Source organism: Streptomyces sp. WZ.A104 (assembly GCF_002382885.1).
Lineage (GTDB): Bacteria > Actinomycetota > Actinomycetes > Streptomycetales > Streptomycetaceae > Streptomyces.
In genome coordinates, this window is record NZ_NWVL01000030.1 from 78,914 (window position 1) to 91,207 (window position 12,294).

At 70.5% G+C, this 12,294-nt stretch carries 10 protein-coding genes and 1 pseudogene; 6 read left to right on the plus strand and 5 right to left on the minus strand.

What is annotated here, in order from left to right:
* Positions 1 to 5: 5 nt before the first annotated feature.
* The 4 genes from CIB93_RS18070 to galU all read right to left on the minus strand — a co-directional run bounded on the left by CIB93_RS18070 (position 6) and on the right by galU (position 3,355).
* A complete protein-coding gene (locus CIB93_RS18070) occupies positions 6 to 539 on the minus strand; it encodes a molybdenum cofactor biosynthesis protein B (RefSeq protein WP_096627997.1) in 534 nt (177 codons plus the stop codon).
* Positions 536 to 1,036, minus strand: a complete 501-nt coding sequence (moaC, locus tag CIB93_RS18075) for a cyclic pyranopterin monophosphate synthase MoaC (protein WP_096627999.1) — start codon at positions 1,034 to 1,036, stop codon at positions 536 to 538. Before moaC ends, CIB93_RS18070 begins: the two co-directional genes overlap by 4 nt.
* Before the next feature lie 101 nt (positions 1,037 to 1,137).
* Positions 1,138 to 2,448, minus strand: coding sequence for a gephyrin-like molybdotransferase Glp (gene glp / locus CIB93_RS18080; protein WP_096628000.1), 1,311 nt, complete (start codon positions 2,446 to 2,448; stop codon positions 1,138 to 1,140).
* 4 nt (positions 2,449 to 2,452) lie between these two features.
* Positions 2,453 to 3,355 carry a UTP--glucose-1-phosphate uridylyltransferase GalU gene (gene galU / locus CIB93_RS18085; RefSeq protein ID WP_096628002.1) on the minus strand — a complete coding sequence of 301 codons (903 nt, stop codon included), beginning with the start codon at positions 3,353 to 3,355 and terminating at the stop codon, positions 2,453 to 2,455.
* Positions 3,356 to 3,448: 93 nt separating this feature from the next.
* Between galU and CIB93_RS18090 the strand changes: the two genes are divergently transcribed.
* On the plus strand, positions 3,449 to 4,054 hold the full coding sequence (locus tag CIB93_RS18090; protein WP_257002241.1) for a 5-formyltetrahydrofolate cyclo-ligase: 606 nt from the start codon (positions 3,449 to 3,451) through the stop codon (positions 4,052 to 4,054).
* A 142-nt stretch (positions 4,055 to 4,196) separates the two neighbouring features.
* Here the strand turns inward: CIB93_RS18090 and CIB93_RS18095 are convergent, their stop codons facing one another.
* The gene (locus tag CIB93_RS18095) at positions 4,197 to 6,941 is read right to left on the minus strand and encodes a penicillin acylase family protein (protein WP_096628005.1); all 2,745 of its coding nucleotides are present in this window, start codon (positions 6,939 to 6,941) and stop codon (positions 4,197 to 4,199) included.
* Positions 6,942 to 7,218: 277 nt separating this feature from the next.
* Between CIB93_RS18095 and CIB93_RS18100 the strand changes: the two genes are divergently transcribed.
* The 5 genes and pseudogenes from CIB93_RS18100 to CIB93_RS38445 all read left to right on the plus strand — a co-directional run.
* A complete protein-coding gene (locus CIB93_RS18100; RefSeq protein ID WP_257002242.1) occupies positions 7,219 to 8,775 on the plus strand; it encodes a potassium/proton antiporter in 1,557 nt (518 codons plus the stop codon).
* A 361-nt stretch (positions 8,776 to 9,136) separates the two neighbouring features.
* Positions 9,137 to 10,417 carry an MFS transporter gene (locus tag CIB93_RS18105; protein WP_096628008.1) on the plus strand — a complete coding sequence of 427 codons (1,281 nt, stop codon included), beginning with the start codon at positions 9,137 to 9,139 and terminating at the stop codon, positions 10,415 to 10,417.
* Positions 10,418 to 10,483: 66 nt separating this feature from the next.
* Positions 10,484 to 10,822, plus strand: coding sequence for an FmdB family zinc ribbon protein (locus CIB93_RS18110; protein WP_096628010.1), 339 nt, complete (start codon positions 10,484 to 10,486; stop codon positions 10,820 to 10,822).
* A gap of 114 nt (positions 10,823 to 10,936) precedes the next feature.
* The gene (locus CIB93_RS18115; protein ID WP_096628011.1) at positions 10,937 to 11,836 is read left to right on the plus strand and encodes an S-methyl-5'-thioadenosine phosphorylase; all 900 of its coding nucleotides are present in this window, start codon (positions 10,937 to 10,939) and stop codon (positions 11,834 to 11,836) included.
* A gap of 225 nt (positions 11,837 to 12,061) precedes the next feature.
* Positions 12,062 to 12,294, plus strand: a pseudogene (locus CIB93_RS38445) (hypothetical protein); the annotation flags it as partial.

The window sequence follows — 12,294 nt, forward strand, 5'->3', positions numbered from 1 at the left end:
GATGTTCAGCTCGGGCTCCCCGGTCGGGGGTGGTCGCCGCCGCGCAGCTGGTCGACGGCGTGCACCAGGAGCCTGCCGAGAACCGCGAGCCCGTCCTTCACCCCACCGGTGGAGCCGGGCAGGTTGACGACCAGGGTGCGTCCCGCGACGCCCGCGAGCCCCCGGGAGAGCGCGGCGGTCGGGACCTTGGCCAGCCCCTCGGCCCGGATCGCCTCGGGGATGCCGGGAATCTCGTGGTCGAGGACGCGGCGGGTGGCTTCGGGCGTCGCGTCGGTGGGCGAGATGCCCGTACCGCCGGTGGTGACGATCACGTCGTACCCGGCGGCCACCCCGGCACGCAGGGCCGCCTCGACCGGGTCGCCGTCGGGGACGACCTGCGGCCCGTCGACCGTGAAGCCGAGCCCGGTGAGCGCTTCGGCGATGAGCGGGCCGCCCTTGTCCGCGTACACCCCGGCCGAGGCCCGGTTGGAGGCGGTGACGACGAGCGCGCGGTACGCGGCTGCGGCCGGAGCGGCAGCGGTGGGCTCGGGCGGCGTCACGGGGCCGTTCCCTCCGGTTCGGTGCGCCGGTAGTCGCCGGACTTTCCGCCCGACTTCTCCTCGACCCGTACGTCGGTGATGACCGCGCTCTTGTCGACGGCCTTGATCATGTCGACCACCGTCAGGGCCGCCACCGACACCGCGGTCAGGGCTTCCATCTCGACGCCCGTGCGGTCCGTCGTCTTCACGGTGGCCGTGATCTCCACCGCGTCGTCGGCCACGCTCAGGTCGACCTTCACGCCGGAGACGGCCAGCGGATGGCAGAGCGGGATCAGGTCCGGGGTGCGCTTGGCGCCCATGATCCCGGCGATCCGCGCGGTGGCGAGGGCGTCACCCTTGGGGACTCCCTCACCGCGCAGCAGCTCGATCACGCGCGGGGACACGAGCACCCGGCCGCCGGCCCGGGCGACGCGGGTGGTGACGTCCTTCTCCGACACGTCGACCATGCGGGCCGCGCCCGCCTCGTCGATGTGCGTCAGCCTGTTCTGCGTACTCAACTCACTCCGCCTTGCGGTAGGGGCGCCGGTGGGCCTCGGGGAACCGGAGGGGGTCCCCCGGAAGGCACAGCGGCAGATACCGTACCGCCACCGCGCGGCGGTCAGCGGAGCAGGATCACGTCCGTCTCCGTGCCGGGCTCCACCGAGGTGATGCTCTCGGGCACCACGATCAGCGCGTCCGCCTGGGCGAGCGCGGCGATCAGATGCGATCCGGAACCGCCCACGGGGGTGACCGTGCCCGCCTCCGCGTCGTACGTACCGCGCAGGAACTGGCGGCGGCCGTCCGGGGAGGTGAGTGCCTTCCCGGCGCTCAGCACCGCTCGGGCCGTGGGGCGGTGCACGTCGGGCAGACCCATCAGGGCCCGGATGGCGGGGCGGACGAACAGCTCGAAGGAGACGTAGCTGGAGACCGGATTGCCCGGCAGGGCCAGCAGCGGGGTGTGGTCCGGGCCGATCGAGCCGAAGCCCTGGGGCTTGCCCGGCTGCATGGCCAGCTTGCGGAACTCGACCCCGCCGCCCGCCTCGTCCTCGTCCCCGACGGAGGACAGCGCCTCCTTGACCACGTCGTACGCACCGACGCTGACGCCGCCCGTGGTGACGACGATGTCCGCACGGATCAACTGGTCCTCGATGGTGGCGCGCAGCGTCTCGGCGTCGTCGGCCACCGCGCCGACCCGGTAGGCGATGGCCCCGGCGTCCCGGGCGGCGGCGGTCAGCGCGAAGCTGTTGGAGTCGTAGATCTGGCCGCTCGTCAGCTCCTCGCCGGGCTGGACCAGTTCGCTGCCGGTGGAGAGCACGACCACGCGCGGGCGGGGCCGTACGAGCACGGTGGAGCAGCCGATCGCCGCGAGCAGCCCGATCTGCGGCGGGCCGACGACAGACCCGGCCCGCAGGGCCAGATCGCCCGGACGGACGTCGCTGCCGCGCTCGCGGACATGGGCGCCCGCCGTGACGGGACGGTGGACGCGGACCTCGCCGGTGGCGCCCTCCGGGGCGTCGGAGTGGGCGCGCATGGCGGCGGCGGGGCCCTCGCCCGTACCCCCGTCCGTCCACTCGACCGGGACCACGGCCTCCGCACCGGCGGGCAGCGGGGCGCCCGTCATGATGCGGGCGGCCTGTCCCGGTCCCACGACCTGGTCGTCGGCGAGCCCTGCGCTGCCCGCGGCCACGTCACCGATGACGGTGAGCACCGCGGGGAACTCCTCGCTGGCGCCCTCGACATCGGCGATCCGGACCGCGTAGCCGTCCATGGAGCTGTTGTCGAAGGGCGGCAGGGCCACCTCCACCACGACGTCCTTCACCAGGACGCAGCCCTGGGCGTCGGGCAGCTGGAGCTCGATGGGTTCGAGCGGCCTCACCGAGGCGAGGATGTCGTCCAGATGCTCGTCGACCGACCAGATCGTGCTGCTCACGGGGTTACATCTCCTCGGTGACGTACTTACGCAGCCAGGTCCGGAAGTCCGGCCCCAGGTCTTCACGTTCGCACGCCAGTCTGACAATGGCACGCAGGTAGTCACTGCGGTCGCCGGTGTCATAGCGGCGGCCCTTGAAGACGACGCCGTGCACGGGGCCGCCGATCTTCTCGTCCGCGGCGAGCAGCTGGAGCGCGTCGGTGAGCTGGATCTCGCCGCCGCGGCCCGGCTCGGTGTGTCGCAGTATGTCGAAGACCGCGGGGTCCAGGACGTACCGGCCGATGATGGCGAGGTTACTGGGGGCGTCGGCCGGGTCCGGCTTCTCGACCAGGCCGGTGACGCGGACGACGTCGCCGTCGACGGTCGCGTCCGCGGCCGCGCAGCCGTACAGATGGATCTGCGCGGGGTCGACCTCCATCAGCGCCACGACACTGCCGCCCTCGCGCTCCTGGACCTCCACCATCCGGGCGAGGAGTGCATCGCGCGGGTCGATCAGGTCGTCGCCGAGGAGCACCGCGAAGGGCTGGTCGCCCACGTGCGGGGCGGCGCAGAGCACGGCGTGGCCGAGGCCGCGCGGGTCGCCCTGACGCACGTAGTGCATGGTGGCCAGGTCGCTGGACTCCTGGACCTTGGCGAGGCGTTCGGCGTCTCCCTTGCGGGTGAGCGCGGACTCCAGCTCGTAGTTGCGGTCGAAGTGGTCCTCAAGGGGCCGCTTGTTACGGCCGGTGATCATCAGGACGTCGGAGAGCCCCGCCGCGACGGCCTCCTCGACGACATACTGGATGGCCGGCTTGTCGACGACAGGCAGCATCTCCTTGGGAGTGGCCTTCGTGGCGGGCAGGAACCGGGTACCGAGACCTGCTGCCGGGATGACGGCCTTGCTGATCCTGGAGGGCGACTGATTCATGTGCAGACCTTAACGGCTGCACCCCACCAGAAGCTGATCTTCCGGTTAACTTTGCCCTTAAATATGCCCATACGAGAACCGTGCGAGTCTCTATTGAACACCGACAAACCCGGAAAGACGTCCGCGAAGGCCGCCCTGCGGCGCGAACTGCTCGACGCGCGGGCCCTCCTGACGAAGGAGGACGTCACCCGGGCCGCCGCGGTTCTCGCCGCCTGCGCCCTGGACCTGCCCCAACTGGCCGACGCCCGGACGGTCGCCGCGTACGTCTCCGTGGGACGCGAACCGGGCACCCGCGCCCTGCTGGACGCGCTGCGCGAGCGCGGCGTACGGGTGCTGCTGCCGGTGCTCCTGGCCGACAACGACCTGGACTGGGCGGCCTACGAGGGCGCGGAGCACCTGCTGCCCGCCGGACGGGGGCTCCTGGAGCCGGACGGCAGCCGCCTGGGACCGGACGCCGTCCTGGACGCCGACGCGGTGCTGCTGCCCGGCCTGGCCGTGGACGGGGCCGGGATGCGGCTGGGGCGGGGCGGCGGCAGCTACGACCGGGTGCTGGCCCGGCTGACGGCCGCCGGGGCGCACCCGGCGCTCGTCGTGCTCCTGTACGACGACGAGGTGGTCGCGCGGGTCCCCTCGGAACCGCACGACCACCCCGTGGACGCCGTGGTCACTCCGGCCGGAGCGCGGCGCTTCGGCCGGTGAGCTGCTTCGGCCGGTGCCCCTCTTGTCGTTCACACGCCCTCTTGCCGTTCCGGCGCGCCCGTCCTGTCGTTCAAGCGGCCCCTTTATGGCTCACGCGTGAGCCATAAAGGGGCCGCCGATCCCAGAGGATGCCGCTGATTCCCTACGGCTTCAGCGTCAGCGTGTCGACGGTGCCCTCGCTCACCGCGTTCGGCCGGAAGGACCAGTCGAGCAGTTCACCGTCGACCCACTTGTCGGTCTGGTCGGTGTAGTGCGTGTTGAACGCGTGCCCGGAGGCGCCGGTGAGGTTGATCCAGCGGGACTTGTCCCAGTCCCCCACGTTGACGACCATCCGCATCGACGGCACCCAGATGACCTCGTAGCCGCTTGCCGCGTTCCAGCCGGTGGCGTTCACCGCCGCCTCGCCGCCGCCGAGGTTCCAGGGGCCCCGGTTGAGCGCCCGCTGGAGCAGGCCGGGCCCCTCGGTGCCGAGGGTCTGGTTCTTCAGCATCAGGCGGTGCAGCCGGCCCCAGCTCCAGGTGGAGATGTCCTTGCCGAGCTTGGCGGTCAGCTCCCAGCGGGCGTCCTCCATCGCCTGGGCGAAGAGGTCGTCACGGCCCTCCAGCGCGCCCTCGCGGCCCCGGGCGGGCGCCTTCCACCACTCGTTGTCCCGGTCGTCCACGATGTCGCGGACCACCTGGAACCAGCGGTCGCCGCCGTCCGGCTGCGCCGAGTCGCCGTCGCGCTGGCCGCATTCGCGGACGAGCTTCTTCTGCTCGTCGAGGGGACCGCTGTTCTTGGCCGGGGGCACGTTGATGCAGTCGCCCTTGACCCGCAGCTCCTTGGGAAGCTTGTTGCCGAAGGCGAGCTTGAGGATGTTGCGCCAGACGCCGTTGAAGTACGCGGCGGCCGCTGAGTCGGGTTCCTGGGTGTAGTCCCAGCCGTCCAGCAGCTTCTGCGCCTCGCGCACGCTCGGGTCGGAGATGTTGATCTTCTGCAGTTCGGGCACCAGCAGCGCGGCGATCTCGCTGAAGTTGTCCATCTGCATCTTCTGCATGTCGTCGGTCGAGATCTTCTCACCGCCCTTGATCTTCTGGGCGATGAGGTCGTCGATCCGCTGGCTGCGGGCGCCGTAGCCCCAGTCCTTGGTCAGGAGGTGGGGGTACTTGCCCTCGTCGATGACGGCCTGGTTGGCGGTGACGATGTAGCCGCGCTTCGGGTTGTACTCGTAGGGCAGCTCGTCGAAGGGGACGGGCTCCTTCTCCCAGCCGTACTCCGAGCTCCAGCCGGGGCTCGGCAGCGTGCCGTCGCCCTTGAGGCGGACCGGGATCGTGCCCGGGGCCTGATAGCCGATGTTGCCCTCGGTGTCGGCGTAGATGAGGTTCTGCGAGGGGACCTCGAAGTCCTCGGCGGCCGCCCGGAAGGTGGTGAAGTCCTTGGCCCGGTTGAGTGCGAAGACCGCGTCCATGGACCTGCCGGGCTGGAGCGCCGTCCACTTCAGCGCGACCGCGTAGCCGTCGGCGCGGTCCGGGGCGACGTTGGTGACGGGCGCTTTCTGGCCGACCTTCTCCAGCTCCTTGCTGCGGTCGGAGACGAGCGGCCCGTTGTCCGTCTCACGGACGGTGATCTTCCGGTCCCGGCCGCCGGCGACCTTGATGGTCTCCTCGCGGATCTTGAACGGCTTGACCTTGCCGTCGTACAGGTAGCCGTCGCCGGAGACCTTCTCCAGGAAGAGGTCGGTGACGTCGGCGCCCAGGTTGGTGAGGCCCCAGGCGATGTCCTGGTTGTGACCGATGATCACACCGGGCATCCCGGAGAACGTGTAGCCCGCGGTGTCGTACTGGCAGTTCTTGGACAGCTCCCGGCAGTGCAGGCCCATCTGGTACCAGAGGGAGGGCAGCATCGGCGCCAGGTGCGGGTCGTTGGCCAGCAGTGGCTTGCCGGTCGTCGTGTACTCACCGGAGACCACCCAGGAGTTGGACCCGATGCCGTTGCCGTTCGGGCCGAGCAGCGCCGGGATCTCGTCAAGGGTGTCGGAGAGGGCGGCGAGCTGGGTGTTCAGGCCTTCGGTCGCGCCCTGGGCGGTGGCCGACCCGATGTTGTCGGACGGAGTCGCCTCCGGGTCGAACTTCCCGGTGACCGGGGAGACCGCACCCTGCCTCACGATCGGCTTGTGCTTCTTGTACGGGTAGCCGGGGTACAGGTCCTCGATCTGGTCCTTGTCGAGACGGCTGGTCAGCAGCGAACGGTCGATCTCGTCCTGCATGTTGCCGCGCAGGTCCCAGGCCATCGCCTTGAGCCAGGCGACCGAGTCCACCGGGGTCCACTTGCCGGGCTTGTAGTCGTTGGTCAGCCCCAGAGCCGCGTACTCGACCGAGATGTCCCGGCCTTCCTTGCCCTTCAGATACGCGTTGACGCCCTCCGCGTAGGACTGGAGGTTCTTCTTGGTGCTCTCGTCCAGGACCTCGTCGTATTCCTTCTGCGCCACCTGCCGCCAGCCGAGCGTGCGCAGGAAGGAATCGGTCTCCACCTGTCCGGAACCGAACATCTCGGAGAGCCGGCCGGACGTCATGTGCCGCCGGACGTCCATTTCCCAGAAACGGTCCTGAGCCTGTACGAAGCCCTGGGCGCGGAAGAGGTCGGCGTCGGTGTCCGCGTAGATCTGCGGAATTCCGTACGCGTCACGTTTGACTTCGACGTCGCCGCCAAGGCCGTCGAGCGTGATCGACCCGGTGGTCTGCGGGTACGAGGCCCGCACGGTGGACACGGACCAGTACGCCCCGAAACCGACACCCGCGACGAGCGCCAGCACCAGGACGAGCACGATCAGGCGGGCGCGTCGCCCCTTCTTCCTGCCGGGCTTCTTCTCGTCGGAAGGGCCGGAAGAGGCGGTTGTATTGGCGGGCATCGCTGTCCTTCGAGGGGCAGGGTGGTCCTGGGAGTGCAGGAGCAACCATAGGCGCAGCGGAGAAGCCACTCGGACGCGGTATAGGGATGCATCCATTTGCGTCTTCCTCGTACGAACACTCGAAGCCGTCAAGGAAGCGTTAAAGATTAGGTAAGGTAACGAAGTACCGGGCTGCCGGAGGACGATCCGGCAGGCGCACGCAGGGAAGGAACGGACCCTGACTGTCCACGCGCTCAACGAACTCCTGCTCGTCTGCTCGCTCGTCCTGCTCGTCGCCGTGGTGGCGGTACGGATCTCCTCGCGCAGCGGGCTGCCCAGTCTGCTGCTGTATCTCGGCATCGGGATCGCCCTGGGGCAGGACGGCATCTTCGACGTCAAGTTCGACAACGCCGAGCTGACACAGGTGATCGGCTATGCCGCGCTGGTCGTCATCCTGGCCGAGGGTGGACTCGGTGCGAAGTGGAAAGAGGTCCGCCCCGTCCTGCCCGCGGCCGCGGTGGTCTCCACCCTCGGCGTCGCCATCAGCGTGGCTGTCACCGCCTCCGCCGCGCACTACCTCGTGGGTCTCGACTGGCGTCAGGCCCTGATCATCGGCGCGGTCGTCTCCTCGACCGACGCCGCGGCCGTCTTCTCCGTCCTGCGCAGAGTGCCGCTGCCGCCCCGGGTCACCGGTGTCCTGGAGGCCGAGTCCGGCTTCAACGACGCTCCCGTCGTCATCCTGGTCGTCGCGTTCTCCGCGGTCGGACCGGTCGAGCACTGGTACGTCCTGGTCGGAGAGATCGCCCTGGAGCTGGCCATCGGCGCCGCCATCGGCGTCACGGTGGGCTGGCTGGGGTCGCTCGGACTGCGGCACGTGGCGCTGCCCGCCTCCGGCCTCTACCCGATCGCCGTGATGGCCATCGCCGTCTCCGCGTACGCCGCGGGCGCCATGGCCCACGGCAGCGGCTTCCTCGCCGTCTACCTGGCCGCGATGATCCTCGGCAACTCCAAGCTGCCGCACTGGCCCGCCACCCGCGGTTTCGCCGACGGGCTCGGCTGGCTGGCCCAGATCGGCATGTTCGTGCTGCTCGGCCTGCTGGTCACCCCGCACGACCTGGTCGACGACTTCTGGCCCGCCGTCGTCGTGGGCCTCGTGCTGACCATGGTGGCGCGGCCGCTGTCGGTGTTCCTGAGCCTCGCGCCGTTCCGGCTGCCGGCCCGCGAGAAGGCGCTCATGTCCTGGGCGGGGCTGCGCGGGGCGGTGCCCATCGTCCTGGCGACCATTCCGATGGTGTCCGGGGTGGAGGGCAGCACCCGGATCTTCAACATCGTCTTCGTCCTGGTCATCGTCTACACCCTGGTACAGGGCCCGACGCTGCCCTGGGTCGCGGCCAAACTGAAGATCGCCGACGCCCAGGCCGAGCCCGACGACCTGGGCGTCGAGTCCGCCCCGCTGGAGCGGCTGCGCGGGCATCTGCTGTCGGTCGCCGTCCCTCCGCAGTCGAAGATGCACGGCGTCGAGGTCGGCGAGCTGCGGCTCCCGGCGGGCGCGGCCGTCACCCTGGTGGTCCGGGACGGCAAGAGCTTTGTCCCCACACCGACGACCGTCCTTCGACGCGGGGACGAACTGCTGGTGGTGGCCACCGACCCGGTGCGCGACACGACGGAGGCCCGACTGCGCGCGGTCGGCGAGGGCGGCAAGCTGGCGGGCTGGCTGGGCACGGGCGGAGCGGGCAGCTCCGGTACGTCGCGGGCGTCGGCCGCTCCGGGCCCCCAGGGCGAATCCGGCATCCCCCAGGCGATGAAGCTGACCAAGAAGCTCGGCGGCGGCAGCGATACGAAGACACGCCCCTGAGTCACGGACGGCGCGAACCATAGGGTGACACCGCAGGTGATTCACTGCGGACGCGTCGCAGATCACAGGCCGATACCGTAGCCCTGGACGCAATCACAGGCGCACAAGGTTTCCTGCCTGTACCATAAAGGCAAGCATGATCGACCAACCCTGATCGACCAACTCTGTCTGAAGCAGAGCTGGCGCGACCGTATGGCGGTCGTGGTGTCTCTTGGCCCGGCGCTTCTCCGCCGATGGCAGCGAGCCGCCCGGCATCTACCGCAGTTCCGCGCGAAGAGGACAGCTCTCGGCCGCTTCCGTCCGGCCCGCCCCACAAGGGCGCCGGGAAGCAGGGCTACCAGGCGGCAGAAAGGCAAGGACCGTGGCACCCACGGTCTCCGACCGCCCCGGATACGGGCAACTGCTGCGCACCCCCGGTGCGTGGACCTTCCTCCTCCCGGGCTTCGCCGCACGGCAGCCCTTCGCGATGCTCACCATCAGCATCGTGCTTCTCGTGCAGCACACCACCGGCTCCTACGGCAGCGCGGGCGCCGTGGCGGCCGTCTCCGGCGTCTCCATGGCGCTGTTCGCCCCGCAGAGCGGCAAGCTCGCCGACCGTTTCGGCCAGCGCTCCGTGCTGCTGCCCGGGGTCCTCCTCCACGCCGTCTCCGTGAGCACCCTGACCGTGCTGGCGCTGGCGGACGCCCCCCTGTGGGCACTGTTCGCCGCCGCCGTGCCGACGGGTGCCTCGATCCCGCAGATCGGCCCGATGGTTCGGGCCCGCTGGGCGGCGATGCTGGGCGCGACCCCCGACCGCCCCGCTTCTCCCCTGATGTCCACCGCGGCCGCGTTCGAGTCGGTGACGGACGAGTTCACGTTCGTCCTGGGCCCGGTCATCGCCACCGCGCTGTGCACCGGCGTGCACCCCGCCGCGGGCCTGGTCACCGAGGCGGCCCTCACCCTGATCGGCGGCCTGCTCTTCGCCGCTCAGCGGGCCACCCAGCCCGCACCCCGCGCCGCCGCGACCGCGGCCGAACCGCACGCCTCGGCACTCTCCGTACCGGGCGTGCGCGTCCTGGCGATCTCCTTCCTGGGCATCGGCGCGGTCTTCGGCGGGATGCAGGTCTCCCTGACCGCATTCTCCGAGGAGATCGGCCACCCCGGGGTGAACGGCCTGCTCTACGGGATCTTCGCGGCGGGCAACATGCTGGCCGGCATCGCCTGCGGCGCGATCGCCTGGAAGAGCAGCCCGCGCCGCCGGCTGATCATCGGGTACGTGGCACTCACCCTGACCGCGTCCGGCCTGTGGGCCGTGCACTCGGTGCCGCTGCTGGCCGGGCTCGGCCTGCTGGTGGGCCTGTGCATCGCTCCGGCGCTGATCAGCGGCTACACCCTCGTCGAGGCGCTGGTTCCCGCCACCGCCCGCACGGAGGCCTTCACCTGGCTGACGGGCGCTGTGGCGCTCGGCCAGGCGGCGGCCGTGACCGTGGCCGGACAGCTCGCCGACGGCCACGGCGCGAGCACCGGATTCCTGGTGCCGCTGGCCGGTACCGCACTCGCCCTGATGACGCTGCTGGCCCTGCGCTCGCGGCTGACACCGAGGTCCCCGGGACGCACCGTGGCACGTGGGATCGGTCACCGCGAGCCCGTCACAGTGGACTGATTCAAAGGAATACGTCAGTATGGAGCGTCGTTAGCACTCATTGAGTGAGAGTGCCAGGAGGAGCAAGTGCCGACCTATCAGTACCAGTGCACCGAGTGCGGCGAGGGCCTTGAGGCGGTGCAGAAGTTCACCGATGACGCCCTGACCGTATGCCCGAGCTGCGACGGACGCCTGAAGAAGGTGTTCTCTGCGGTCGGCATCGTCTTCAAGGGTTCCGGTTTCTACCGGAACGACAGCCGCGGCTCGTCGTCGAGCAGCACACCGGCGTCGTCGTCCTCGAAGCCGTCCGACTCCGCTTCGTCCGCGAAGTCGGGTTCGGAGACCAAGGCGAGCGCTTCGTCGTCGCCCTCCTCCTCGTCGTCGGCCTCCGCGTCGGCCTCGTCGAGCGGTACGTCGGCCGCCTGAGCCCACGTACGCCCCACACACGCTTCACCGGACCCCGCCGATCCACTCGGCGGGGTCCGAGCGTTTTCCCCGGGCGGAACTTCCCCGCACACGGCACCCGGATACGGTGACCGCATGGTGAACGCACATACGGATACGAGCTCCGGTACGGACACGGGCACGGCGGGCGCGTCGGGTTCCGAGGCGGCCGCGGAGATCGGTGTCATCGGCGGCTCGGGCTTCTACTCCTTCATGGACGACGTCACCGAGGTCTCCGTGGACACCCCTTACGGGAAGCCCAGCGACTCGGTGTTCCTCGGCGAGATCGGCGGCCGCAGGGTGGCCTTCCTGCCCCGCCACGGACGCGGCCACCACCTGCCGCCGCACCGCATCAACTACCGGGCCAATCTCTGGGCCCTGCGTTCCGTCGGGGTCCGTCAGGTACTGGGACCGTGCGCGGTCGGCGGACTGCGGCCGGAGTTCGGGCCGGGCACCCTTCTCGTCCCGGACCAGCTGGTGGACCGCACCAAGACCCGGGTGCAGACGTATTACGACGGTGAGACCCGGGCCGACGGGGCCGTGCCGAACGTCGTCCACCTGGGCTTCGCCGACCCCTACTGCCCCGAGGGCCGCAAGGCCGCGCTCGCCGCGGCGCGCGGACACGGCTGGGACCCGGTGGACGGCGGCACCCTGGTGGTCGTCGAAGGCCCCCGCTTCTCGACCCGCGCGGAATCGCGCTGGCACGCGGCGATGGGCTGGTCGGTCGTGGGCATGACCGGGCACCCCGAAGCGGTACTCGCCCGCGAACTGGGCCTCTGCTACACGACGATGACCCTGGTCACCGACCTGGACGCGGGAGCCGAAGCCGGTGAGGGCGTCTCGCACGAGGAGGTCCTCCGGGTATTCGCGGCCAATGTGGACCGGCTGCGCACGGTGCTGTTCGACGCGGTGGCCGGGCTGCCGAAGACGGAGATCCGCAACTGCACCTGCGCCCACGCGCTGGACGGGATCGACACGGGCATCGCGCTTCCCTGACAGGTGACGGAGTTATCCACAGTGCGGGCGCTGTCCACAGGGGTCAGCGGGATCTGCGCGGACGGGGGAAAGTGAGGGGAGCTCGGCCGGATCACCCGGGCCGGACTCCCCTTTTCCTTTGCGTTCGTTCGCCCGATTCCAGGTGGTGCCATGTCCACGCCCACGTCCGCGTCCCTGCCTGCGTCCGCGTCCATCACGTCCAGGCCCGCGCCTACGTCCACGCCCATGCCCACATGCACGTCCACGCACTCCGGACACCACAACCACACCCACACTCACACCCCCACAGGCCGGGTGAAACCGCCGCCCGGGCCCCCGGCACCGGTGCCCGCCCCCTGCCGGGTGGGGCCGTTCGCTCCGCTGCGTGTGCGGGGCGGCGGTGCGGACCGGCTGCGGCGCATGCTGCGCAGGCAGCGACGGGCGGCGGCCGCGGGGCTCGCCCTGGCGGGTGCCGCGCT